This window comes from Kangiella sp. M94, from assembly GCF_054926195.1.
Map to the genome: position 1 here is coordinate 2,739,521 of NZ_CM142903.1, position 25,822 is coordinate 2,765,342.

The 25,822-nt window shown below is 43.9% G+C and carries 24 protein-coding genes and 1 riboswitch; of the genes, 22 read left to right on the forward strand and 2 right to left on the reverse strand.

The window, feature by feature from the left end; genetic code table 11:
• Positions 1 to 8 precede the first annotated feature (8 nt).
• The 6 genes from ACYTXU_RS12760 to ACYTXU_RS12785 all read left to right on the forward strand — a co-directional run bounded on the left by ACYTXU_RS12760 (position 9) and on the right by ACYTXU_RS12785 (position 8,905).
• Positions 9 to 2,720, forward strand: coding sequence for a cation-transporting P-type ATPase (locus ACYTXU_RS12760; protein ID WP_462207164.1), 2,712 nt, complete (start codon positions 9 to 11; stop codon positions 2,718 to 2,720).
• Between the two features lie 58 nt (positions 2,721 to 2,778).
• Positions 2,779 to 4,125 (forward strand): diguanylate cyclase domain-containing protein, encoded by a 1,347-nt coding sequence (locus tag ACYTXU_RS12765; protein ID WP_462207166.1) that lies wholly within the window; start codon positions 2,779 to 2,781, stop codon positions 4,123 to 4,125.
• A gap of 103 nt (positions 4,126 to 4,228) precedes the next feature.
• Positions 4,229 to 4,747 carry a TspO/MBR family protein gene (locus tag ACYTXU_RS12770; protein WP_462209435.1) on the forward strand — a complete coding sequence of 173 codons (519 nt, stop codon included), beginning with the start codon at positions 4,229 to 4,231 and terminating at the stop codon, positions 4,745 to 4,747.
• A 60-nt stretch (positions 4,748 to 4,807) separates the two neighbouring features.
• On the forward strand, positions 4,808 to 5,347 hold the full coding sequence (locus ACYTXU_RS12775) for a manganese efflux pump MntP (protein ID WP_462207168.1): 540 nt from the start codon (positions 4,808 to 4,810) through the stop codon (positions 5,345 to 5,347).
• A 13-nt stretch (positions 5,348 to 5,360) separates the two neighbouring features.
• Positions 5,361 to 6,581 carry a hemolysin family protein gene (locus tag ACYTXU_RS12780; protein WP_462207170.1) on the forward strand — a complete coding sequence of 407 codons (1,221 nt, stop codon included), beginning with the start codon at positions 5,361 to 5,363 and terminating at the stop codon, positions 6,579 to 6,581.
• A 263-nt stretch (positions 6,582 to 6,844) separates the two neighbouring features.
• The gene (locus ACYTXU_RS12785; protein WP_462207172.1) at positions 6,845 to 8,905 is read left to right on the forward strand and encodes a tetratricopeptide repeat-containing diguanylate cyclase; all 2,061 of its coding nucleotides are present in this window, start codon (positions 6,845 to 6,847) and stop codon (positions 8,903 to 8,905) included.
• 21 nt (positions 8,906 to 8,926) lie between these two features.
• On the opposite strand, the gene ACYTXU_RS12790 is transcribed toward ACYTXU_RS12785, so the two are convergent.
• Positions 8,927 to 9,583, reverse strand: coding sequence for a 2OG-Fe(II) oxygenase (locus ACYTXU_RS12790; RefSeq protein WP_462207174.1), 657 nt, complete (start codon positions 9,581 to 9,583; stop codon positions 8,927 to 8,929).
• Positions 9,584 to 9,728: 145 nt separating this feature from the next.
• On the opposite strand from ACYTXU_RS12790, the gene ACYTXU_RS12795 reads away from it, so the two are divergent.
• The 16 genes from ACYTXU_RS12795 to glpE all read left to right on the forward strand — a co-directional run bounded on the left by ACYTXU_RS12795 (position 9,729) and on the right by glpE (position 25,520).
• Positions 9,729 to 10,784: a cysteine synthase A gene (locus ACYTXU_RS12795; protein WP_462207175.1), complete on the forward strand. Its 1,056-nt coding sequence runs from the start codon at positions 9,729 to 9,731 to the stop codon at positions 10,782 to 10,784.
• Positions 10,781 to 11,170 (forward strand): ACT domain-containing protein, encoded by a 390-nt coding sequence (locus tag ACYTXU_RS12800; protein WP_462207176.1) that lies wholly within the window; start codon positions 10,781 to 10,783, stop codon positions 11,168 to 11,170. Before ACYTXU_RS12795 ends, ACYTXU_RS12800 begins: the two co-directional genes overlap by 4 nt.
• 822 nt (positions 11,171 to 11,992) lie before the next feature.
• On the forward strand, positions 11,993 to 12,457 hold the full coding sequence (locus ACYTXU_RS12805) for a DUF4870 domain-containing protein (RefSeq protein ID WP_462207178.1): 465 nt from the start codon (positions 11,993 to 11,995) through the stop codon (positions 12,455 to 12,457).
• A gap of 174 nt (positions 12,458 to 12,631) precedes the next feature.
• A riboswitch (TPP riboswitch) is annotated at positions 12,632 to 12,767 on the forward strand.
• A 69-nt stretch (positions 12,768 to 12,836) separates the two neighbouring features.
• Positions 12,837 to 14,684: a phosphomethylpyrimidine synthase ThiC gene (gene thiC / locus ACYTXU_RS12810; protein WP_462207179.1), complete on the forward strand. Its 1,848-nt coding sequence runs from the start codon at positions 12,837 to 12,839 to the stop codon at positions 14,682 to 14,684.
• A gap of 33 nt (positions 14,685 to 14,717) precedes the next feature.
• Positions 14,718 to 15,773: a glycine oxidase ThiO gene (thiO, locus tag ACYTXU_RS12815; protein ID WP_462207181.1), complete on the forward strand. Its 1,056-nt coding sequence runs from the start codon at positions 14,718 to 14,720 to the stop codon at positions 15,771 to 15,773.
• On the forward strand, positions 15,757 to 15,954 hold the full coding sequence (gene thiS, locus ACYTXU_RS12820; RefSeq protein WP_462207183.1) for a sulfur carrier protein ThiS: 198 nt from the start codon (positions 15,757 to 15,759) through the stop codon (positions 15,952 to 15,954). The genes thiO and thiS overlap by 17 nt, the downstream gene beginning before the upstream one ends.
• Before the next feature lie 505 nt (positions 15,955 to 16,459).
• Entirely contained in the window at positions 16,460 to 17,233 is a 774-nt protein-coding gene (locus tag ACYTXU_RS12825; RefSeq protein ID WP_462207185.1) for a thiazole synthase, read from the forward strand.
• The gene (gene thiE / locus ACYTXU_RS12830; RefSeq protein WP_462207187.1) at positions 17,230 to 18,711 is read left to right on the forward strand and encodes a thiamine phosphate synthase; all 1,482 of its coding nucleotides are present in this window, start codon (positions 17,230 to 17,232) and stop codon (positions 18,709 to 18,711) included. Before ACYTXU_RS12825 ends, thiE begins: the two co-directional genes overlap by 4 nt.
• Positions 18,708 to 19,073, forward strand: coding sequence for a rhodanese-like domain-containing protein (locus tag ACYTXU_RS12835; protein WP_462207188.1), 366 nt, complete (start codon positions 18,708 to 18,710; stop codon positions 19,071 to 19,073). The genes thiE and ACYTXU_RS12835 overlap by 4 nt, the downstream gene beginning before the upstream one ends.
• Before the next feature lie 84 nt (positions 19,074 to 19,157).
• On the forward strand, positions 19,158 to 19,712 hold the full coding sequence (locus ACYTXU_RS12840) for a PH domain-containing protein (RefSeq protein ID WP_462207190.1): 555 nt from the start codon (positions 19,158 to 19,160) through the stop codon (positions 19,710 to 19,712).
• On the forward strand, positions 19,702 to 21,192 hold the full coding sequence (locus ACYTXU_RS12845; RefSeq protein ID WP_462207192.1) for a PH domain-containing protein: 1,491 nt from the start codon (positions 19,702 to 19,704) through the stop codon (positions 21,190 to 21,192). Before ACYTXU_RS12840 ends, ACYTXU_RS12845 begins: the two co-directional genes overlap by 11 nt.
• Positions 21,193 to 21,397: 205 nt before the next feature.
• Complete coding sequence (locus ACYTXU_RS12850; RefSeq protein WP_462207194.1) at positions 21,398 to 22,594, forward strand: glycine C-acetyltransferase; 1,197 nt, start codon at positions 21,398 to 21,400, stop codon at positions 22,592 to 22,594.
• Between the two features lie 20 nt (positions 22,595 to 22,614).
• Positions 22,615 to 23,640: an L-threonine 3-dehydrogenase gene (gene tdh, locus ACYTXU_RS12855; protein WP_462207195.1), complete on the forward strand. Its 1,026-nt coding sequence runs from the start codon at positions 22,615 to 22,617 to the stop codon at positions 23,638 to 23,640.
• A gap of 484 nt (positions 23,641 to 24,124) precedes the next feature.
• The gene (locus ACYTXU_RS12860) at positions 24,125 to 24,595 is read left to right on the forward strand and encodes a GNAT family N-acetyltransferase (protein WP_462207197.1); all 471 of its coding nucleotides are present in this window, start codon (positions 24,125 to 24,127) and stop codon (positions 24,593 to 24,595) included.
• Positions 24,585 to 25,187, forward strand: a complete 603-nt coding sequence (locus ACYTXU_RS12865) for a rhomboid family intramembrane serine protease (RefSeq protein WP_462207199.1) — start codon at positions 24,585 to 24,587, stop codon at positions 25,185 to 25,187. The genes ACYTXU_RS12860 and ACYTXU_RS12865 overlap by 11 nt, the downstream gene beginning before the upstream one ends.
• A 24-nt stretch (positions 25,188 to 25,211) precedes the next feature.
• Positions 25,212 to 25,520 carry a thiosulfate sulfurtransferase GlpE gene (glpE, locus tag ACYTXU_RS12870; RefSeq protein WP_462207201.1) on the forward strand — a complete coding sequence of 103 codons (309 nt, stop codon included), beginning with the start codon at positions 25,212 to 25,214 and terminating at the stop codon, positions 25,518 to 25,520.
• 10 nt (positions 25,521 to 25,530) lie between these two features.
• Here the strand turns inward: glpE and ACYTXU_RS12875 are convergent, their stop codons facing one another.
• Positions 25,531 to 25,764, reverse strand: a complete 234-nt coding sequence (locus ACYTXU_RS12875) for a putative signal transducing protein (protein ID WP_462207203.1) — start codon at positions 25,762 to 25,764, stop codon at positions 25,531 to 25,533.
• Positions 25,765 to 25,822: the final 58 nt, after the last annotated feature.

The window sequence follows — 25,822 nt, forward strand, 5'->3', positions numbered from 1 at the left end:
ACATCATTATGGAGCGATCAAACGAGATTATCGCCTGGCATACGCTGGATGTGGCAACGGTATTACAAAAGCAGAGTGCCAACGCAAACGGTTTAACCGAGCAGGAAGTCAACATCAGACTGTCCCAATTTGGTGATAACCGCTTACCTGAACCAGCTCGTCGCAGCTGGTTTCTTCGTTTTATGCTCCAGTTTCATAATATGCTTATTTATGTCCTGATCCTATCTGCGCTGATAACGGCGCTGTTAGGTCATTGGGTCGATACGTCCGTGATCTTAGCAGTAGTCTTGATTAATGCGATCATTGGCATTTTACAGGAAGGTAAGGCTGAACGTGCTTTAGATGCCATTAAAAGTATGCTGGCGCTTAAAGCGTCAGTTATGCGTGACGGGGAAAGGAAGACGGTTGCTGCAGAGCAGTTAGTACCCGGTGATATTGTGTTTCTGGAAGCGGGCGATAAAGTCCCGGCGGATTTGCGGTTGATAAAAGCGCATGGACTTAATATTCAGGAAGCCATTTTAACAGGCGAATCATTAGCGGTAGAAAAAGGGACAGAAACCGTAAGTCAACAAGCCACCTTGGGTGATCGTAGTTGTATGGCATTTAGCGGTACAACGGTAACAAGTGGGCAGGGGCAGGGAATAATCACTGCTACTGCGAGCGATACTGAGATTGGCCATATTAGTGGCATGCTTTCGCAGGTTAAAACATTAACGACACCACTGGTAGAGCAGATGGATGTGTTTGCTAAATGGTTAAGCCTAGTCATTGTTACTATTGCAGGGTTAATTTTAGCTTTTGGTTACTGGGTTTTAGAGTATGAGTTTGGTGAATTATTTATTGCGGTGGTGGGTTTAACAGTTGCTGCTATTCCTGAAGGTCTGCCAGCGGTATTAACCATAACACTCGCGGTAGGTGTGCAGGCGATGGCAAAGCGTAATGCCATTGTCAGGCAACTGCCGGCAATTGAAACGCTAGGATCGATTTCCGTTATTTGCACGGATAAGACGGGAACACTAACGCGCAACGAAATGAGCGTTGCGAGTTTTGTAACCGCCGATGGATCACATCAGGTGAGTGGAGAGGGCTATTCGCCACTTGGGGATATCACGGACAGGAAAACAGATGATGACCGATTGAGTCATGCTGGCCTGGTAGCTGCGTTGTGTAATGATTCGCAGATTAAAAAAATACAGGATGACTGGCTAGTAGAAGGTGATCCAATGGAGGGAGCCTTGCTGGCCTTTGCAGGTAAATCGGGGGTGGATGTGTCGCAGACCCAAAAGGAATGGGTGCGAACGGATGTCATTCCATTCGATGCAGCGCATCGTTACATGGCAACCTTAAATCATGATCATAAAGGTAATGCTGCAGTATTTGTTAAAGGGGCACCGGAAAAAATTGTAGAGTTGTGCCATTGCCAGCAAGGCAGGGACAACAGTATGTGTGAGTTGGACCACGACTATTGGCAGAAGCAGGCGGCAATGATTGCCAGCCAGGGACAGCGCGTTTTGGCACTGGCCATGAAGAAGGTTCCAGTAGAACACACTGTGCTGTCGCAAAGTGATGTGGAAAGTGATTTAGTGCTATTAGGTTTGGTGGGTTTAATGGATCCGCCGCGCAGTGAAGCAATAGATGCCGTAGCCGAGTGTTATCGTGCTGGAATTGAAGTCAAAATGATAACCGGTGACCATGCGCTGACCGCTGCCGCAATTGCAAAGAAAATCGGACTGCGCAATACGGATAGAGTCATAACAGGCAGTGAGCTTGATCAGTTAGATGACGTGGGTTTGATTGAAGCTATCAGTAAGGTGGATATCTTTGCTCGTACCAGCCCTGAGCATAAGTTGCGATTAGTTAAAGCCCTGCAAGCGAATGGGGAGGTTGTGGCAATGACCGGTGACGGTGTTAATGATGCACCGGCTTTAAAACGTGCAGATGCGGGCATTGCGATGGGTGTCAAAGGGAGTGAAGCGGCTAAAGAGGCAGCGTCTTTGGTGCTGACAGATGATAACTTTGTGTCCATTGTCTCGGCAATCAGGGAAGGACGTACGGTTTATGATAATACCAAAAAAGTCATTAGCTGGTCGCTGCCGACGAGTACCGGTGAGGCCTTTACCATTGTATTGGCATTAATGTTGAGTATGTCCTTGCCGATTACGGCTGTGCAGATTTTGTGGGTCAATATGATTACGGCGGTGACGCTTGGTATCGCTTTGGCATTTGAGCCGACAGAAGCCAGGACCATGAAGCAATTACCAAGACCCAGGAATAAGGCGCTATTGACTGGAACTTTAGTTTGGCACATTGTATTTGTTACTGTGCTGTTTGTAGCAGGGGTTTTTGGGGTCTACCACTATGCTATTAGTCAGGACTATTCCATTGAGTTAGCAAGAACCATGGCGATGAACACTTTGGTGGTGATGGAAGTCTTTCATTTGTTCTTTATCCGAAATATGTATGGGACTTCATTAACCTGGAAGGCAGTAAAGGGGACCAAAGTTGTCTGGTATGCGGTCCTATTAGTCACGATGGGCCAATTAGCTATAACCTATTTACCGTCTTTGCAGTCAATATTTAAGACGGAAGCGGTGGCTTTCCTGGATGGACTATTGATCATGGTTATTGGTATTGGGGTGTTTACGGTAGCAGAACTTGAGAAACAGATCCGACTGGCTATAAGAAAGGGGCGATCAACCAATAAGGTTTTAGCACAGTAATGTGATATAAAGTTGAGCATATGAATATGATGGCGCGCACGTTACAGAGACGGTGTAGATGAAGAATCAGATTAATGATATCGCAACTAAAGTAGTTGATTTGTTGATGGATGTTGTTTGCGTGGTGGATCTTGAAGGAAACTTCGTTTACATAAACGCCTCTTGCGAAAAGGTCTTTGGTTATACTCCGGAAGAAATGCTGGGAACCAATATGATCAGTTATGTTCACCCTGATGATCGAGAAAAAACCTTAGCAACTGCAACACAAATTATGCGCGGTCATGAAGAGCCTTATTTCGAAAATCGATACCTTAGAAAGGATGGCAGCACCGTGTATATCATGTGGTCAGCACGCTGGTCGGAAAATGATAAGGTCAGAGTTGCAGTAGCGCGAGATATAACTGTCTATAAACGTTATCAGAGAATCCAAAATTCGATATTTAAAATCTCTGAAATGGCGCATCAGGCGAATGATCTTTCCGAACTCTATCAACAAGCTCACGAGAGTATTAGTCGATTTATTGCAGCGGAAAGCTTTATTGTCGCCATCAAAGAGGAAGGCAAAGATACCGTTAATATGCCCTATTGTGTGGATGGGAAATATCAACCGAAAAAGAACATTAAGTTAACCAAAGACTGTGCGCTGGGTGAAGTTATCGACGGTGGTAAAACATTGCTAATAAATTCAAACAGAGAGTCGGCCTTATTAGCCAAAATCAATCATAATAGCGAGTCTGATGATAAAGGGAATTGGGTCGGTGTGCCATTGAAATCGAAAGAAACCGTGTTTGGTGCTTTGGTTATACATGCGGCGGAAAGTTCTGTGTACACAAAGCAGGACGTAAAGCTAATGGAGTTTGTTGGAGAGCAGTTTGCTGCGACTATCGAGCGGAAAGAATATGAGCGGGAGCTACACCACATTGCGAGCCATGATTGGTTAACGGGATTGCCCAACCGACTATTATTTAATGATCGATTGGATGTTGCGATTAAGCGAGCGACTAGAAATAAAGAAAAGTTAGCACTACTCTACATGGACCTGGATGGCTTCAAAGAAGTTAATGATTCACTAGGACACACTAAAGGCGACTTGTTGTTAAGTAAAGTTGCCAACCGGATAAGATCATGTGTACGTGATTCAGATACGGTAGCCAGGATGGGTGGTGATGAGTTTACAGTGCTGTTGACAGAAATTAATCAGGGTGAGGCTATAGACGCTGTGCTCGGAAAAATAAACGAAGTAGTCGAAAAACCCTTTATGCTTGAAGGAAGCAGGGTGAATATTGGAATCAGCATCGGGGTGGCGGTCTATCCAGAAAATGGCTTGGGAAGAGAGCAGCTATTCCGTATTGCTGATAATAAAATGTATGCTGACAAGCATCAGAAAATACAAAGGAAAACATAAGGGAAGAATCAGTTAAATGAATCAAGTTCTACATAATAATAATAATGGAATTAAAATTTTGTCTGAAATAATATAGCGTAATAATAAAACATAGTTGGGGGAAATCATGAGCGAGTTAACTAAAACAAAAGACCTAATAGGGTTATTCGGCTGGTTGATTGTGGTATTTGCAGCAGCGACTGTCGGTGCCATTGCTTCAGTTGATGCAGGAGAGTTTTACGGTCAGCTGGAAAAACCTTCCTGGGCGCCACCTGGCTGGTTGTTTGGACCGGTTTGGACGGTACTTTACGCCTTTATGGGGATTGCAGCCTGGTTAGTATGGCGAGAGCGTTACAATTTAAACGCTTCTTTAAAAAGAATTCATGCCGCTTTGACAGTTTTTATAATGCAGTTGATATTAAATGCATTGTGGAGCTGGGTGTTCTTTAGTTGGAAGCTTGGTGGCTGGGCTTTCGTCGATATTATCCTGCTATGGATATTCATTGGATTTACCCTGGTCGGTTTTTTACGAGTAAAGAAAATGGCTGCGCTTCTGATAGCGCCTTATTTATTATGGGTTTTATTCGCAGCTATTTTGAATTATGCGGTCTGGAAAATGAACCCTGCGTTACTTGGTAGTTAAGTCGCATCTCACAGAAAATATCCTTACAATAAGCGTCAAATAAGCTAACGAAATCAAACGATGTTTGAAGTTATTGTTTTGGCGCTTGCCTTAAGTATGGATGCTTTTGCAGTATCCATTGGCCTTGGTTCAAAACCTGTCACCAGTCATAAAAACCTTGCCATTTGGGCAGCAATTTATTTCGGCTTATTTCAGGGGTTGATGCCACTGGTAGGTTATTTAGGTGGCAAAGGGCTACTGGGCTGGATAGAGATATATGCACCTTGGGTTGCATTTTTATTGCTACTATTTATTGGCGGAAAGATGATTTTTGAGGCTTTTTCAGAAGGTATCGAAGAAGATATTTCACAGATCACCCAACGAGTGATGCTGACATTAGCTATCGCTACCAGCATTGACGCGATGGCTGCCGGGTTTGCTTTGAACCTATTGGCAGTTAATGCGCTACTTGCCTGTATTATTATTGGCGCTGTGACTTGTGTGATGAGTGCCATTGGAGTGTACATTGGTAAGCGTAGCGGCACTTGGCTGGAGAGCAAGGCGGAGTTGCTGGGTGGTGTAGTCTTGATACTTATTGGTATAAAGATTGTGTTAGGCTAAAGAATCCTGATAATTGAAGAAGTTGATCAACTACAAGAACCCAATGATGGATGATATGTTTTCCACTAAAAGAGTTATGGTGTTCCTCTTATTGATGCTACTAGGTGGCTTTGCCTTTTCTGTTGAGGCTGTTCAGGTGGCAAACGAGCAGGAGGCTGTGACCAGCTTTGATTGGGTCCTGTTATGGATTTATATCTTAATCGCTCTGTTGTTTTCGTTTTTATGTTCAGTTGCCGAAGCCGTGCTTTTGAGCATCACTCCTTCCTACATAGAACATCTACAAGAACAAAGACCCAAAAAGGCCAAAGTATTGCGGACATTACGTATTACCAGTGTTGACCGCTCCCTCGCTGCCATTTTAACGCTTAATACAATTGCGCATACCGTAGGTGCCATTGCGGCCGGTGCTCAGGCAACAGTGGTTTTTGGCAGTGGCTGGATAGGAATTTTCTCAGCAATCATGACGCTGGCTATTTTGTTCTTTTCTGAAATTATTCCAAAGACCATTGGCGCTGTTTACTGGAAGCCACTGGCTCCCATCACTGCAGTATTCGTACAGTGGCTGATAAAAATCCTGTATCCCTTAATCTGGGTTTCTGAGGCTATCACCAAGTGGATATCTCACGGTAAGAAACAGCATATTTTCAGTCGTGATGAATTTCTGGCGATGGCCGGTCTTGGGGAAAGAACCGGCGACATTGATGAACATGAGTTCAGGGTGGTTCGTAATTTGTTCCGCTTCCGGCAACTTAGAGCCAAGGACATTATGACACCGCGTACTGTCATGGTGTCGTTGCCGGCCAGCGCAAAAGTTGAAGATGTCTTTCAACAAGTATTGAATATACGCTTTTCGCGAATACCGGTTTATAGCGAAGACAATGATGATATAACCGATTTTGTGTTGAAGGATGATGTCCTTATGACGCAGGCGAAAGAGCATGGCTCCCGAACCTTGTCACATCTTAAGCGTAAGCTCATCTGTGTACTTGGCGAAATGCCATTACCTGATCTTATGGAGGTTTTGCTAAATGAGCGTCAGCATATCGCCTTAGTAGTGGATGAGTATGGGCAAACTTCAGGTCTGGTTACACTTGAGGATTTAGTAGAAACGTTACTGGGTCTGGAAATCATGGATGAGATGGATGAAGTAAAAGACATGCAGATTCTGGCCCGCCAACAGTGGCGTAAGCGGGCGCAGAAACGAGGTTTGATATTGGATGAGGAGAAGGAATAATGGCAATAAAGATAGAAAAGTGACAAAAATTGTCGCTACCTCAATCATTATGTCATTGAATAACAACAGGAAATTAGTAACAGATAGAGGTTTTTACAAGCTATGCTCTGGCGATAACTTATTGTTTATTAATGAGATTGCATCGTAAATGAGCGAAAATTGCACAAGTCACATTTGCATGTAAAAAAAACTGACAGTGTGACCTGTTCCACATTATTCTTTTCTGTTAGTCTATTAATAGGTCAATATTAAAAGGTTTCAACATGGCAGAACGCTATTGTGATGCAAATATGACCGTCTCGATTGTAGATAGTGAAAGGAAATCCATTCGCCAGACGAGGCGAGAATTCATATTCAATAATCTTATTCATCCCTTTTTTATAGGGGCTCTTCTTTATGTGTTGAGCCTCTCAGTAGCTTATGCCATCAATCCAACAAATGAACTCAAGGGTTCTTTTGATGATCAACTTAATACCGAAAAAACGAATCCAGAAGCACAAGAAAAGCCGCGAGAGCTGACAGCCGAACAAAAAGCCTTTGATGATTTTTTGTATAAGCTCGACACTGGTGAAATAGAGCTAACCACCCAACAAGATTTTGATAAGCAATTGGAGAAGTTACAGCAGCTGGTGCCCGCGGATGATGAAGATCGACGCTTAACCAATGTGTACTACCAATGTTTATTGAGTAGCATTTATAGCCCCGAAAAAGGGGTGCAAATAGCAAAGAACATGGTTAGTGATGCCAAGAGGCGGGATGAGCGTCTGGAAGAAGGTATTCTCTATCTGTGCTTAGCAAATTATGAAGACCGAGGGGGCGACACCTCTGAGGCACTACTCAATATTGAAAAGGCAATTGATATTGGTAAAGAAGTTAATGACAAGATTTTGATGGCGGATGGCTATGTTAGCCGTTGCGGCATTCGCTCCTTACTAGGAGAAAATGATTTTGCTTTGAAGGACTGCATAAAAGCAGAAGAGTTATATCGAGAAGAAGGTGTCCTAGATGCCTCTGAAGGACTGATATTTGATATCGGCATTATTTTTAGACGTCTAGGCTTTTTGGAGCGCGCTGAAAAATATTTGAAACGCTCAGAAGAAATTTCCAAACAGGAAAATCTCAGTTATGGATTAATACGAGTCTATCTCCAGCAGGGGTTTATGGAAGAGCAACGCAACAACCCCAAAAAAGCCATTGAGAAATACTTGTCAGCGTTAGAGGTTGCTCAAGACAATAAGATTATTAGTGAAATGGTACCTATCAGGATTGCTTTGGCCGGTGGTTATAATCTGAATGGTGAATATGGCAAAGCAATTCAAGAACTGCAGCTAGCAGAAGAAGCCAGAGAGACGATGGGTAACAGTGGTTACGATGGTATGGCCTCAATGTACTATGGCATAGCATTCAGTCATCTTGAAAAGCCTGAGCAGGCGGAACAATTTTTCAGCAATGCTGAAGAACTTATGCTGTCTGATAACAATAAGCGATATTTGGCGTTGTTATACGAAGCTTGGGCGAAGAGTTATGAACAAACGGGGAACAGTACGCAGGCGCTGGAAAAATACCAAAAGTTCATGCAGTTACAGAAAGAGTTAGATCGACAGCGTTCGGATCAGCAAACTCAAGTACTGCGATTTGAATATGATAGTGAAAAAACCGAAATAGAAAATGAGCGCTTACAGCAGGAACAGAAATTAAAGGATGAGCAACTAGAATCTCTACAAGCTGCGAGGAAGTGGCAAATTCTAGCTATTATTTTAGGTAGCGTGTTAACGGTTGTTCTTGTTTGGTTCTCTTTGAGACAGGTGGCTAATTCACGTAAGTTTAAACAGTTAGCGCATACCGATAGTTTAACCGGTCTTGCGAATCGTCGTCAGATTGAGCGAGCGCTGAAAAAAGAAATGGAAGCTGCTGATGTTGCTGGCAAGCCGCTGAGTATACTGATGTATGATATTGACCACTTTAAAGTCGTCAACGATATTCATGGTCACTCAGTGGGTGATGTGGTTCTGACCAATCTTTCCAACTTCAGCAAAGAACTGCTGCGGGACAACGATGTATTGGGCAGAACCGGCGGTGAGGAATTTCTGGCTGTCTTACCCAATGCCAATTTGGAGCAGGCAATACAGGTTGCCAAGCGTTTACAGCAGGAAGTGGATCTCAAGCAGTACACCGACATTGAAAGCGAATTAAATGCCACCATCAGCGTTGGCGTAACAGAATACAAACATGGAGAGAACATGGATGAGTTCCTACGCCGTGTTGATGAGGCCTTGTATCAGGCCAAAGAGAATGGTCGCAACCGTGTTGAATATGTCATCTGAAAACTAGTGTGACAAAGCAGACTAAAGCGATACCCCTTCATTGATCCGATACCAGCCAGTAAGACTAAAACGGGACTTATTGGCTGGTAACACTTCATGCGGAAACTCTTCACTTAAAAAAATAACTAAGGTACCAAAAGTAGGCACTACTGTTTCTAGTGGTACTTTCTGCCGCTTCCGGTAAATCAAAAGCTCACCACCATCTTCAGGATTCCATTGTGGATTTAAATAAAGCACAGTGGTTAAGCGACGATTAGTGCTGCCGCGAAAAGCATCAAGGTGGCGCTTATAGAATGCGCCTGCTGGGTAGTGGGCGAACATGCATTCATAGTCAAACAGACCTAAAAATAAATGACGGTTTAAACGCAAACGTAACTCTTCAATCCAGGTGAAATATTCCTGAGCAAAAGGGGCGTGAGATTCCAGCCAATGAATATGGTCAGTACGAACAAATTCATTGGTGTGGAAATCTTGCTCGCGTCCTATCCCTGCTGGATCAAACTGATGAGGATTACTCTCGATCAATCCTGTAAACAATTGATTTAAAGTGTCAAGCGGTAAGGCGTTGGGCAAGACAACATAGCCTTGGTCTGTTATCGCATCACAGATACGGGCAAAAATGTCGTCATCAAAGTAGCCTGTAGAGCTGGATGAAATGGACTTTAAAGCTTGGGTCAATGCAGTAAAACCTCCAAAACGGTATGAGGGCTTTATACTCCAAAAAGAGAGTTTTGTGAACAAAATTTACACAGCTTGAAGTCGCAATTGAGGGCTGCGTGATTTAGACTAACTTGTATCAATAAACCGATTTAAGAGCCCAAGTATGAGCTACAAGCAAAATGTTGCAGAGTTGATTGGTAACACCGATTTGTTGAGGATTCCTTCATTGTCAGCATTAACGGGTTGCGAGATTTTGGTGAAGTGTGAGTTCCAGAATCCAGGTGGTTCAATCAAGGATCGGGCAGCTCTGCAAATGGTGCAGGATGCAATTGATAATGGTGAACTAAAGCCAGGCATGACCATCGTGGAAGGTACCGCCGGCAATACTGGAATTGGCTTGGCTGTGGTAGCTAAAGCATTGGGCTTTAAAATGCTAACGGTAATGCCAAAGGGGCAAACTCCGGAAAAGGAGAAGATGATTGCCTTGCATGGCTCTGAACTGATGCTGGTGGATCCTTGTCCCTTCGCTGACCCCAACCATTTTTATCACACCGCAAAACGCCTTGGCGAAGAAAATGAAAATTACTGGTGGGCTAATCAGTTTGAGAATACCAGCAATGCCAAAGCGCATTACCGGCACACAGGGCCTGAGATCTGGCAACAAACCGAAGGTAAAGCAGATATTTTGGTCTCAGTATCAGGAACCGGCGGCACTATTGGCGGTTGTTCTCGTTATTTGAAAGAGCAGAATAAAGATGTGGATGTATGGTCAATCGATCCGGATGGGTCAGGCATATATCATTATCTCAAGACCGGTGAATATAAAGCACAAGGAAGCTCATTTACAGAGGGTATTGGTATTATGCGCACCGTCGCTAATTTTGCACAGGCAAAAATTGATAAGGGTATAACGCTGCCGGATCAGGACTTGGTGACTGTATCGCGAGCAGTGAGAAATCAAGATGGATTAGTGTTGGGTAGTAGCTCGGCATTAAATCTGGCTGGCGCTTTGTTTGCCGCTGCAAAGAGTGGTCCAGGAAAAACCATCGTGACCTTTGCCTGTGATGCGGGTGAACGCTCCTATTCAAAGTTGTGGAATCAAGAATTTTTGGCAGAGAAAGGAATCCGAGAAGACTTGGAAACCATTGAGCAGATGTTCAGCCGTTATAAGAAAACGGATGACAGTGTCATAGTGAATGTTAAAGACGAGGATCGATGATGGATAAAAAACTGCATTTGAAATTATTGGATGCGCATTTTGATGTGCATCGCCTCTTATCAATAATGGAACTGGAAGACTTACAGGGAAGTTGGTTTTTGTCATCAACCGATGAAGAATTATCGCTGGTTTGTGAAGTTATTAATCGTGATTTGCTAAAAGACACTGCCCAGAAAAGTGAGCTTAATTGGCGAGCGATAAGGGTTGAAGGGCCGCTTGATTTTGGCCTAACTGGAGTTATTGCAGGGCTGAGTCAGGTGTTGGCCGATGCAGACATCCCCGTTTTTGTGGTTTCGACTTTCGATACTGACTACCTGCTGGTAAAAGAAAGAAATCTTGCAGAATCGCTGGTAGTGTTGAAGAAAGCGGACTATGTGTTTGTTTGACCAGAAGTAAGAACAAGAGAAATAACAAGTTGATTCGAATGCCAAAGGTTTGCTTCTTATCCCCTTTGATTGAGCTGAGGAATATAGGATGGGTTATACCCAAGGGGGTAGACCCGGCGATAGCCGTAAACCATCAAACAAGCAAACGATGGGTTACGTATAAATGCTGGGTCTGCCCCCTTGGGTAAACCCATCCTATAAGAGCTTTCCGGAAATCACTGAATCGTTAGCAATAAACGTGGGGCATAGAACTTCTCATCTTTTCCATTGGCCACCACAATGATGGAATCGACATGTTTTTATAGGATGGGTTAGACGCCAGTCGTAACCCATCAAAGCAAAACCTCCAATAGCTCATTGGCGGCAAGCGACTAGTACAAAAAAGCACTTCAGGCAAATCGGTCGGCAAAATGGAAAACCAATAGAAATGGATAGTATAGGTAACAGTTAGTGGCACGTTGCCGGATTTTAAAGACAAATCACGGCTGAACAATGAGTTATTCCATTTTGTCGCTAAATAGCAGAAAGTCAAAAAAATGAAAATAATTTATATTTCTTAAATTTCAATAGGTTAAGTGTTGATTTAGAGCTCGCCTGCGAGTCCTGCACAAAATACATGCACAAAACACCTTCTGAGCAAACAATCAAAATCTTTTAATATCAACAACTTAAAGAAATAGCAATAACTAATTGAAAGATGTGATTTATCGTTAATTCCTATCACTCAAAGTAACAATTTGAAATATCACTCTTTGCTAATCTGTATTTGTGCAGCGACGAAGGGTCGTTGTCGTATTGAAGATTTCAGAAGAGGAAAGAGTGATGAACCACGAAGACGATAAAAAAACTGAAGGCACTGGTGACAATAAGCCAGAGCCGGGTGGTGAACATAAAGAGCGAGTCTATGAGGGCGAAGCTGAAGTACTAGGTACTGAAAGCGTCAGAGGTGAAGAGAAAACCTGGTCTATGTTTGCTCACCTTGCTGCCTTTGTAGCTATGGTGCCATTAGTGCCTGTAATCGGCATGGTGCTAGGTCCCTTGGTGGTGTGGTTATTGAAGAAAGACGATATGCCATTGGTTGCAGAGAATGGTAAGCGCGCTCTGAATTTCAATATCACCATGTTTATTGCCTACTGTGCGGCATTAATCCTGTGCATCATCTTGATTGGTATTCCTATTTTATTCGGACTAATCATTTTCCACTTTATTGTCACCATAATGGCGGCTATCAAAGCGAGCGAGGGTGGTGTTTATGACTATCCGTTCTCAATAAAATTAATTCAATAAAGTTAATTCAAAAATACTGAGATACTTATAATAATAAAATGACTCTCCACACGGGGCCCTGGCGACTCTCAAGCTAGGCCCCATTCTCCCCAGCGGCAACCGAAAGGATGCCGTTTTTTTTATACATATTTGTATAAGCCTCTATGATTTTTAAGGGTGAGACATGTATAATTCTTTCTACTCTCGGGGTGCGCTTGGATTTTCAAAGTTGGCTTGTTAGGCTGATTCAATCTAAGGGCTGAGATGCAATGGCAAACCCGTATAACCTGATCTGACTCGCATCGGCGTAGGGAAGAGTAATGTCACAAGCTGACGATCCTCAAAAAAGCTCTGTTATCATTACTTCTTAACGTCATGTCGGTCACAAGTGGAGACTGTAATGGCTAAGAATGATCCGATTGAACTCAATAAGCATAAAATCACCCGCGAGCCTCTGCCGAAATCGCAGAAAATTTACGTGCCTGGTAGTTTGCATAAAGATATTCGCGTACCAATGCGTGAAATCAGTTTGACTAATGGTGAGAAGGTCACTATTTACGACACGTCCGGGCCTTACACCGATCTGAGTATTGATATTGATGTGCGCAAAGGTTTGCAGGAAGTGCGTCGTGACTGGGTGATGGGTCGTGGCGATGTTGAGGAATATCAAGGTCGTGCAGTTAAGCCGATTGATAATGGTTATGAAGATGGTGATAAAGCTTTTGCTACTCATAATCCTGAGCTGCAACGCAAGCCTCTTCGAGCAAAAGCGGGTAAGAATGTCACTCAGCTACATTATGCACGTCAGGGCATAGTGACGCCGGAAATGGAATATGTGTCGATTCGTGAAAATCAAAAGCGCGAAGCCTTATTCGAACAGTTCGCAAGTAAAGAAAGAGAAGCGCGCTTAAAAGGGCAGCCATTCGGTGCTAAAACGCCTGAAAAAATTACTCCTGAATTTGTACGTGATGAAATCGCAGCTGGGCGTGCAATCATTCCTGCCAACATCAATCACACCGAATTAGAGCCAATGATTATTGGTCGTAATTTCTTGGTTAAGATCAATGCAAACATAGGTAACTCTGCCGTAACATCCAGCATCGAAGAAGAAGTTGAAAAGCTGGTGTGGTCGACGCGCTGGGGTGGTGATACCGTGATGGATTTATCGACCGGTAAAAATATTCATGCGACGCGTGATTATATTCTGCGAAATTCACCGGTACCCATTGGTACTGTGCCAATTTATCAGGCATTGGAAAAAGTCGGTGGCGTTGCTGAAGATCTGACCTGGGAAGTATTCAGGGATACTTTAATTGAGCAGGCCGAGCAAGGGGTGGATTACTTTACCATTCATGCCGGAGTCTTGTTGCGCTATGTGCCGCTAACTGCTGACCGTGTAACGGGTATCGTGTCGCGCGGCGGTTCGATTATGGCGAAATGGTGTATTGCACATCATAAAGAGAACTTTCTATACACCCACTTTGAAGAAATTTGCGAAATCATGAAAGCTTATGATGTGAGCTTCTCGCTGGGTGATGGCCTACGTCCGGGTTCATTGGCCGATGCCAACGATGCCGCGCAATTTGGTGAGCTGGAAACGTTAGGTGAATTGACCAAGATTGCCTGGAAACATGATGTTCAGGTGATGATTGAAGGTCCGGGTCACGTGCCGATGCACATGATTAAAGAAAACATGGATAAGCAGTTGGAAGAGTGCCACGAAGCACCTTTCTATACGCTTGGACCATTGACTACCGATATCGCACCGGGCTATGACCATATTACTTCAGGAATTGGTGCGGCCATGATTGGTTGGTTCGGTTGTGCCATGCTTTGTTATGTGACACCCAAAGAGCATTTGGGCTTACCAAATCGTGATGATGTTAAAACGGGCATTATCACCTATAAATTAGCAGCACATGCAGCAGACGTGGCAAAAGGACATCCGGGCGCACGTTACCGCGATGATCAATTATCACAAGCGCGATTTGAATTCCGCTGGGAAGACCAGTTTAATTTAGGTCTTGACCCGGATACAGCGCGAGAATTCCACGATGAAACCTTGCCTAAAGACTCTGCCAAGGTAGCGCACTTCTGCTCTATGTGCGGACCAAAATTCTGTTCCATGAAAATTTCTCAGGATGTCAGAGATTACGCCGAAGAGAAGAAAAAAGTGGAGCAAGGTATGGCAGAAAAGTCAGCAGAATTTAAAAGACAAGGCGCAGAGATTTATGTCGAGGTTAAATAGCCTCGGCTAGTTTACAAGAGAATGGGCAACGCTATGAAGATCGGAATTGTTGGTGCAGGCATTGCAGGTCGTATATTGGCCTGGCAAATGATCAAAAAAGGTTATGAGGTAACACTGTTTGATAAAAACTCACTGAACAGTGAAGCAGCCTGTTCGTTTGCAGCAGCGGGAATTTTATCGCCACTTGCTGAGCTTGAAATGGCCGAGCCCACGATCTTTGAGTTGGGTAGTCGCTCAATGCAGTTATATCCGGAGTTGATCAAAGAACTGGAACATCCCGTCTTCTATCGTCAGATAGGATCATTAGTCACTGCTCACAGTTCTGACAAAGTCGAACTCAATCATTTTCATCGCATGCTAAAACATAAGTTAGATCGTTGTGATGATTATGTGCAAAATATTGCAATAGCCGATAAAGAACCTGAGTTGGCACACATGGGCGATGGCCTGTGGGTGTCCAATGAAGGGCAGCTGGATACCATAGGTTTGCTTAATGTACTGCAACAGGTTTTGCTGAAAAAAGGAGTTGAGTGGAAAGAGCAAGTTGAGGTTCAAGCGATAGAGCCACGACAAATCAAAACCAATACAGAAACTCATGCTTTTGATTGGGTGTTTGACTGTCGAGGCATGGGAGCTAAAAGCCAATTACCGCTACGTGCAGTGCGCGGCGAGCTGCTTTGGTTGCAAGCGCCCGATGTAAAGATAGAACACTTAACCCGACTGGTTCATCCACGTTATCGAATATATATAGTGCCGCGACCGAATAATATTTACCTGCTAGGCGCAACCGAAATTGAAAGCGAAGATTATAGTCCAGTATCCGTTCGCTCATCGCTAGAAGTATTATCCGCAGCTTACAGCCTGCATAAATCATTTGGTGAAGCGCGCATCATCAAACAGGTGGTCAACTGCCGTCCGGCATTACCCGACAACTTGCCGCAAATAGAACTACAAGACGGTATTGGAATTATCAATGGTCTATACCGGCATGGAATTCTGCTAGCGCCAGCAGCAGTTGAAGAAATGATGAAACAGTTTGAGGGAAAAATCGGTACATTCAAAGAGGCAAGCCATGCAGCTAATAGTTAATGATGAAACCATAGAAGTACCAGATAAAATGAGTGTCACAGATTTTATTCAATGGTTTAAGCAGGAAGGAAATTTTGCCATAGCCGTTAATATGGAGTTTGTGCCAAGGTCTTTGTATGCGGAGACAATGTTGAAAGAGGATGATCGGGTGGAAATCGTTTTGCCCATGCAAGGCGGATAAAACAAAAAAATCGTCACAATTACTTTGTAAAAAAACAGTGTCCTGCAAGGTCATTTACTAAAGTAAACTCCCTCTTGAAAACTGTTTTTTGCCGCGTAATTGTTTAGCTTTTTTGCTTTATCGGTGAGTATAGGGCTTTGTTAAAATTGATTATTGTCACAGTCATTTGTCACAAGCAAACTCCTGCTCCAAGAATCAATTTTGCCTCGCCCCAGCTTAGCTTAGACAATTTAACAAGTGCAATAGGTTTGAGATAAGTAGATAGCCGGCCGCGTAATTGTTTAGCTTTTTTGCTTTATCGGGAAGATCGGGGTTTTGTATGATTGCTGGCTGTATTAGCAAGTGACCTATTCCTAGGGGTACCGTTTTGGTTGAAGATTATGACATTACAAAAGACAAATCGTAGGTTGGTGATGAGCGTAGCGAATCCCAACATTTTAAATATATGAAGGATAGTGTTGGGATTCGCTACGCTCATCACCAACCTACGGGAACTGAAAGTAATATGCTAAAAATTGCTGGAAAAGACATTCAAAGCAGATTATTTGTCGGTACGGCTTTATATCCGTCGCCACAGATTATGCTGGATTCGATTAAAGCTTCTGGCGCTGAAATAGTGACTGTGTCGGTGAGACGTCAGGGCTTAGGTGGTGAAAATTTCTGGAAGCAACTGCAGCAGTTGAATTGCCATTGGTTACCGAATACGGCAGGTTGTCATTCGGCCAAGGAAGCGATAACGACTGCTGAAATGGCGCGGGAAATTTTCCAAACCAATTGGATTAAGCTTGAAGTGATTGGTGATGAATACAATCTGCAACCGGATCCGTTTCAATTGGTGGAAGCAACCAAGGAGTTGGTCAAGCGTGGTTTTGAAGTGTTTCCGTACTGCACTGATGATTTGGTGCTGTGTCAGCGTTTGTTGGATGCGGGTTGTAATATTTTAATGCCGTGGGGTGCGCCGATTGGAACGGGGCGTGGCTTAACGGATCCTTATGCATTACAAACGTTGCGTAAGCGCTTGCCAGATGTACCGATGGTTATCGATGCAGGGTTAGGACTTCCGTCTCATGCTGCGCAGGCGATGGAAATGGGCTTTGATGCAGTATTGTTGAATACGGCGATTGCGCAGGCTGAGAATCCGGTGTTAATGGCGACTGCATTTAAAGATGCGGTCAATGCCGGACGTAATGCTTATCAAGCTGGCGCCATGCCACAACGTGATTTGGCAAAACCCAGCACACCAGTTCTTGGCAAACCTTTCTGGCAACAAGAGTCATGAAAACTCAAGGCAAAGCAATTGTCTGGAGTTATGCAGGACTAGATAACTCGGGTATGGCTGGACAGATAGCTGATGTACGGACTATACAGGCATTGGGTGCTCACGCCTGCTGTGTAACCACGGCAGTAACTGCGCAAAACAGCCAGCGTGTTATAGCGATAAATCCTTCCTCAAAAGAGCAGCTACATTCGCAGTTGACAGCTTTAGAAGAACTGGGAAAACCGGATGCAATTAAAGTAGGTTTATTACCCAGCAAAGAGTCACTTGAGTTATTAATCGCTTTTCTTGAACAAGCCGACAAACCTATCAAACTGGTTTTAGATCCAGTGATAGAAAGCTCCTCTGGTACACAGTTTATGCCAGACGAAGTATTAGAACAGTTAAAAGCTTTATTGCCTTTTGTTACGGTGTTCACCCCGAATATTAATGAGCTGGTAAGATTAACGGGCCAGGAAATTAAATCTATAGAAGATATAGAAAGTCAGTCTAAGAAATTATTAGAATTAGGCGTTAGCGCTGTGCTAGTGAAAGGCGGCCATTGGCCTTCGGAACAGGCTTCAGATTTCTTCGTTAATCATAAGCATCAGTTTTGGCTACATAGCGAACGAAAAGAAACGGATAATGTTCGCGGAACGGGTTGTGTTTTATCATCAGCCATAGCAACAGCATTGGCTTTGGATTACTCCGTGGAAGATGCGGTAGTGATTGGTAAGATGGTATTAAATCAGGGATTGAGATACAGCTATCCTGTCAGAGAACAGAAAGGACCGTTAGCGGTACAGTCATGGCCTGCCGAAGAACAGGACATGCCCCGATTAACCAGGCAGTACGCGTTAAGCGAATATCAATTTCCTTCTCTAAGCAACCAGATATTAGGCTTGTATCCTGTGGTTGACAGTGCGCAATGGCTAGAACGATTATTGCCCTTGGGTATTGGTACCATTCAATTACGAGTTAAAGATCTACAGGGTGAAGATTTAGAACATGAAATCATTACCGCAATAGAAACTGGCAAGCAATATGGCGCAAGACTGTTTATCAATGATTATTGGCAGCTGGCGATAAAGCACGGTGCTTTTGGAGTTCATTTAGGACAGGAAGATTTAGATGATGCCAATCTAGCAGAGATAAGTGAAGCAGGCTTGCATTTAGGTATTAGCACTCATTGTTTTTATGAAGTAGCACGTGCTCATGCCATCCAACCCAGCTATTTAGCCTGTGGTCCTGTCTATCATACCGACAGCAAGCAAATGCCATGGATTCCACATGGCATAAACCATCTAAGCTACTGGAAAAAGTTACTCGCATCATATCCATGGATTGCGATTGGTGGAATTAACGAACAAAGAATTCCTGAAGTCGCGGCGACGGGCGTTTCGGGCATTGCAATGATTTCGGCAATCAGCAAGGCAGAAAATCCCGAGCAAACAACACAGCAGATGATGAATTTAATCGAACGGTATAGGCCTGAACTATGACTCAATTTAAGTGGCAAGAATCAGAAGAGGTCCAATTAATCAGCCCTCAGGATTTAAGGCAATGGGTTAGTCAAAGCGATGCTCCTTTGTTGATTGATGTTAGAGATAAAAGCAACCATGTGACAGATAAAGAGCAGTTAGTATCGTTATCAATCAGTCAAAAAGCAGAAGTGGAAAATATTCCGATTACCGAATTCGGCAGTTATATTAATCAATTGGATCCTGATCAACCTTTGGTACTAGTGTGTCAGGTAGGACAGAAGAGCTTTAACGCAGCAAGCCTTTTAATACAGGCAGATTTTTCCTGTGTTTATAGCTTGCATGGCGGTATGGAAGCATTGAAACGAAGCGAAGAGGAATAACAGACTGTAACATTCTGCTACAGTGTTGTATCTTGGTACGCGATATAATTCTACTCATCAAGTAAGCTTTGGGGAAAACCGCTTATGAGCAACGAACAAGAACAACATCAAGACCCAACTACTAATCCGAGCAGCACTCAAGAACAGGCTCAAGATGCGAGTCTTATCGAGCAGTTGCCGGATAACAAACAACGCCTTCATCCAGATTCAATTAAAGTTTCACGAATCACTACCGCAATTGTCAGTCTTATTATTATGCTTTTGCCCAGCGTGGCAGGAATACTCAGCGAGACTTATTTACTCTTAGCAATTGGAGTTGGGGTTGGCTTGCTGATTTTTACCATTGGTTTTATCTGGGCCAGAAAATCTTATGACTATACTTGGTACTGGCTTGCAGATGAGGGGCTGTATATTCAGAGGGGTGTCTGGTGGCGCAAGAAAACACTGGTTCCTTTTAATCGCGTTCAGCATACTGATGTTGCTCAGGGCCCATTAGAGCGCAAGTATAAACTGGGCAAGCTGGTGACCCATACTGCTGGAACGCGTGATGCATCGGTTTCACTAGAAGGCATATTACTTGATACCGCGCATGAGCTGCGCTCAGTGTTGCAAGAGGAAGGCGAAAGTGATGCAGTCTGATTCTAATGCTCATCGGCTTCATAAAATTTCCCCGTTATTTATTCTTTTTGACAATATTAAGAAGCTGATTCTGCCCATATTAGTTGCCCTGCTGGGATCGCGTGGCAACTCGTGGGAGTTATATGCTCTGGGTTTTGCACTGATTATCAGTTTGTTCGCAATTGCTCAGTACCGCTTTTATCGCTATTGGCTGGAAGGCGACAGAATTAGGGTAAAAGAAGGGATTTTCTTTCGCAACGTTCGCCAGGTACCTTACAAAAAAATTCAGAATTTAAATATGGTGCAATCACCTTTGCACCGTTTGTTTGGTGTGGTGAAAGTCCAGCTTGAGTCTGCATCGGGCGGCAAGCCAGAAGCGGTTATAAGCGTCATTGATATGCAGGCGGTTAATTTACTCAAGCAGAAAATTAATGGCGAAGAAGAGCAGCAGGAAAAAGAACAGAGCGAAGAGGGAAAAGACAGTATTCTGAGTTTGCCATTTGGTGAAATCGTTCGCTACGGGATGATCACCAATCGCGGAATTGTAGCGGTCGCGATCTTTTTTGGTTTTGTCATGCAGTTCATGGACAATCAGGTTGAACGATTATTTAAAAGTTATATTTCACAGTTTACACAATGGGTTGATGGCTTAGTTAGCAGTGTTCAGATGGAAAATGACTGGTTGTATTTTACGGTTCTGACTTTGGTTGGCATTATTGCAGCAATACTAGCCCTTTGGCTGCTGTCTATCGCTATGGCCTTGCTTAAGTTCCACGGTTTTGTGTTGATTAAAGCTAAAGATAAATTGCAAGCAACCTTGGGGTTGCTCACTCGTTTGCAAGCGACCATTCCAATGACACGTATCCAGTCGCTAACTATTCATGAGTCTTTACTGCATCGCTGGTTTAAGCGGATTGGTATTACCATAGAAACAGCAGGCGGCGTTAATAATGAGCAGCAGGGCGTCAGTATGAAACAGGTGATACCAGTAGCGCCTAATACCATGCGTGATGAGTTGCTCAAAGAAATTCAAGCTGATGTAGACTGGGGTACAATTGAGTGGAAAGGATTGAATCCGAAAGGCTGGCGTCGCGTGCTTAAAGTCATGCTCATTATTGGTTTGGTGGTTGGATTGCCCACTTTACTTTATTCAATTTATGCTTACCCGGTTTGGCTGCTTATCTGGGGGCTGTACAGCGTCTATTATTCTAAAGCCTATATCCGTACCGCAGGCTACTCACTGAATGATGAAGTGATTGGCTTCAAAGATGGCGTGATCTTTAGTAAGTGTACTTTTGTACGTTTACCGAAAACGCAAACCATAGCCGTTAAAGAAAGTCCTTTTGACCGTCGCCATCGAATGGCAAGTCTGGAAGTCGATACCGCTGGGGCTATGGTCGGAGCACACCATATCAACATCCCTTATATCAATCTCGACGATGCATTGGCAATAAAAAATAGTATCAGTGAGAAGATCAAAGGCACTCAGTTTAAGTGGTAAGAAGTGGCTCCAAATAGCTGAATTTAATACAGTCGGACCTGAGGTTTACCTCTGGTCCAGCTACTCTCCATATGTTCTCCAAACCAGCCGTATAATTTTCATACCATCATAGAGTAAATTTCAGGCATAGATGTTAGAATGGCGGCAGTTTACCAGTTTCAAATTGCCCAAAGCTAGCGGGCATTTAAATTCAAAAGGTTATTTCATGAATCAAGAATTTCTAAAGCATATCCAACACAATATTGATGAAGTTAAAGAGGCAGGCCTCTATAAGAAAGAAAGAGTCATTGACTCACAGCAGGCTGCTGATATTCATGTGACAACAGGTGAGGATGTTTTGAACTTCTGCGCCAATAATTATCTTGGCCTGGCAAATAATCCTGAGCTGATCAGAGCTGGCCAGAAAGCCTTGGATGAATACGGTTATGGCATGGCTTCAGTTCGTTTCATCTGTGGTACACAAAAAGTTCATAAAGAGCTGGAGAAACGTATTAGCGACTTCTTGGGTATGGAAGACACCATTCTTTACTCTTCATGTTTTGATGCTAACGGCGGTTTGTTTGAAACATTGTTGGACGCGGAAGATGCAGTGATTTCCGATGCTTTAAATCATGCTTCTATTATCGATGGCGTGCGTCTTTGTAAGGCAAAACGCTATCGTTATGCCAATAACGATATGGCCGAACTCGAAAAGCAATTGCAACAGGCCGATGCTGATGGTGCCCGTTATAAGTTAATCGTAACCGATGGCGTTTTCTCGATGGATGGCATTATTGCTGATCTAAAGTCAGTGTGTGACCTGGCCGATAAATATAATGCGTTGGTGATGGTTGATGATTCACATGCTGTTGGCTTTATTGGCGAAAAGGGTAAAGGTTCGCATGAGTTTTGCGACGTGATGGGGCGAGTAGATATTATCACCGGTACATTAGGCAAAGCCTTAGGTGGAGCATCTGGTGGTTATACCTCAGCCAGTAAAGAGGTTGTAGAATGGTTGCGCCAGCGCTCGCGCCCGTACCTGTTCTCTAATACTTTGGCACCAGTGATTGCTGCAGCCAGCTTAAAAGTGCTGGATATGCTGGAGGCAGGAGATGGTTTGCGTAAAAAGCTGCGCCATAACAGTGAGTACTTCCGCGAAAGAATGACTGCGTTAGGTTTTGAATTAGTTCCAGGCGAGCACCCAATCATTCCAGTGATGTTAGGCGATGCTTCTTTGGCCAGTAAGTTTGCCGACATGATGCTGCAAGAAGGCATCTATGTTATCGGCTTCTCATTCCCGGTAGTACCGAAAGGTCAGGCGCGGATTCGTACGCAGATGTCAGCCGCACACGATATTGAACACATTGATCGCGCGATTGCTGCTTTTGAAAAAGTAGGCAAAGAATTGGGCGTGATTAGTTAATTCTGGTTGGGGTAGAAAGTATGAAAACATTAAGTAAGGCCAAAGCCGAGAAAGGCATTTGGATGGTCGATCATCCTAAACCGGAGTTGGGCCACAATGACGTTTTAATTAAGATTAAGAAAACCGCTATTTGCGGCACCGATATGCACATTTATCATTGGGATGAATGGGCGCAAAGTACCATTCCAGTGCCAATGACTGTTGGCCACGAATACGTTGGTGTGATTGAAGAAATCGGGCAGGAAGTTAAAGGTTTAAAGGTTGGTGACCGTGTTTCTGGCGAAGGCCATATTACCTGTGGTGTCTGCCGTAATTGTCGCGCTGGCCGTCGTCATTTGTGCCGTAATACCGTCGGTGTTGGCGTAAATCGTCCCGGTGCCTTTGGCGAATACCTGGTGATACCTGCCGAAAATGCCTACAAGATTCCAGATGATATTTCTGACGAAGTCGCTTCGATTCTGGACCCGCTCGGCAACGCTGCGCATACCGCCTTGTCTTTTGATCTGGTGGGCGAAGATGTATTGATTACCGGTGCTGGCCCGATTGGCATTATGGCTGCCGCGATAGCCCGCCATGCTGGTGCCCGTCATGTGGTGATTACCGATATTAATGATTACCGTCTGGATTTAGCAAAGCAGATGGGTGCGACGCGAACGGTTAATGTCAGCCAGGAAAAACTGGAAGATGTGATGAAGGAAATCGGCATGATCGAAGGCTTCGATGTAGGCCTGGAAATGTCGGGCGTGCCTTCAGCCTTCAAGTCTATGCTGCAAGCGATTAATCATGGCGGCAAGATTGCCATGTTGGGTATTCCTTCCAGCGATTTGGCTATTGACTGGAATCAGGTCATTTTCAAAGGCCTAATCATCAAAGGTATTTATGGTCGTGAAATGTATGAAACCTGGTACAAGATGATCGCCATGCTGCAATCCGGTCTCGATGTTTCACCGATTATTACCCACCGCTTTAAGATTGATGAATTTGAAACCGGCTTTGAAACCATGGCCAGCGGTCAGTCTGGCAAAGTGGTCTTGAGTTGGGATTAGTATAGAGTTAATTTGATATTAACTTCTTAGGGGATACAGTAAATATTAAGTGGCGTTTTCGCTACTCAGCGAGTTACTTTTACGAAATACATCCTTGTATTTCGCTAAAGCCAGCGGCTTAGTATGCCGCTGTTCAAATTTGTTCCGGACAAATTTGTCTTGCTATAAAGGAACCACAAAATCGTCTGGAACGATTTTGAATGGCGGAGCCACTCGAAGAGCGAAGCACATGGATGTGCTTCGTAAAAGAAGGCCACCCCGATATTGAGGTCATTCTATGAATGACTGCCTTCGAAGCTCTCAAGCCACTTAACGCAGGGTCTGCCCCCTTGGGTACCATAAAATACAGGCCTTCCATGGCCTGAATTTTACTATCAAAATCATCCACGATTTTGATTGCTATGACTTGAGATCTCCTCAGCTCAATATAAGGGGATCTAAGATGTGCTCGCTGTCAATGACAGGGTAAACTGTACAGATTGAGGTGATTTTGGGAATAGGTATTCGTTGGCGAAGTTGGAATGGTTTGTCCAAGAAGGAGCTGTATGATCTGATACAGCTTCGTCTTGATGTGTTTTGCGTGGAGCAAAATTGTCCCTATCAGGACCTGGATGGTCTGGATAAAGAGGCCATGCATTTGCTGGCATACAATGATGGCAAACTGGTAGGTTATTTGCGTTTGTTTGAGTCGTTGGAGCATTATCAGGGCTTGGCTGCGATTGGTCGGGTTTGCACTGAACAATCAGCCCGTAAGCAAGGTCTGGCGCGAGAAATGTTGCAACTGGCGTTGAGTTACAACGACCAACATTTTTCCAAAGATATTAAAATCAGTGCACAAGAATACCTTGAAGATTTTTATACGACCTTAGGTTTTAGCACGGTAACGGAACCCTATCTCGAAGATGGCATCCCACATATAGGCATGATAAGACAATACGAGGAAAATGATGCTTAAAGATTTTCTATCCCAGGCAGGTTGGATGACCAAAACCCTGGTTGCTATTTCAGTTTTGGTCAGTATTTTGACCATGTCAGGCACCAATGATTATAGTGATTGGTTTTGGTTTGATTGGTCTCTAATTCAACAAGGGCAGGTACATCGTCTTATAACTCCCATCTTCTTACATTTTATGATTGGAGCTTTCCCTATACATTTATTATTTAACATGATGTGGTTATGGGATCAGGGAGGTTCAATTGAGAAGGCACGAAGTGCCTGGTATTTGCTTGCGTTAGTTTTAATCACCGGAATTTTGTCCAATGTTGGACAGTATTACAGTGCTACCTTAATGGATAGTCCATACCCAGAAGGATTTGGTGGTATGTCCGGTGTAGTTTATGGCTTGTTGGGCTTTAACTTTATTCGCCGTCGTTTCGACCCCTTTTTCCCAATGCATGTTCATCCGGGTCTAATGCAGTTTATGTTATTGTGGTTAGTCTTAGGCTTTACCGGGCTGCTCGGCAACATTGCCAACGCCGCCCACTTAATTGGCCTGCTCAGTGGTGGCCTGTTAGGTTACATCACGGCAAAAACCAGAGCTTTTTAGACCCAAGTTTTTTAGAGTAACCACATGTTTAAAAGAATCAGTATTGAAGACACCAAACAGCTAATGCAAGACAAGGACGTTTTATTGGCTGATATCCGCGATCCGCAATCTTATGCCGCCGGGCATATGCCCAATGCAAAAAGTATCAACAACCAGAATGCCGCAGAATTTATCCAGGAATCGGATAAAGACAAACCTCTTGTTGTGGTCTGTTATCACGGCAACAGCAGCCAACCAGCGGCTCAATATTTTGCCGGACAAGGCTTTAAAGAAGTCTACAGTATGGACGGTGGTTTTGAGCTGTGGAAGCTGAATAACCCGGTTGAACGCTAAAGCTTTTAGGTTAAGCCGAAAAGCTTTCAATCGGATCTGGCGGCAACTCGTCATTCAATATTTCTTTCGCTCGAATATAATTTTCTTCGTCAACCATAAGCGGTACTTCGCCCAGGGCGAATGAGTAGGTGCTGTGGGTGTGTTCGTGCAGAATGGTGGCGTTAATACCGTGGGATTCAAGAAGGCCGCGGGCGATGTGCGCCTGCATGGTGTTGGGATAAGTTTCGACCAGTACTAGTGACATAATAACCTCCTTGGTAATAGTTATTAAGCCATGAAGATGGGCCAAATGCAATTGGGTT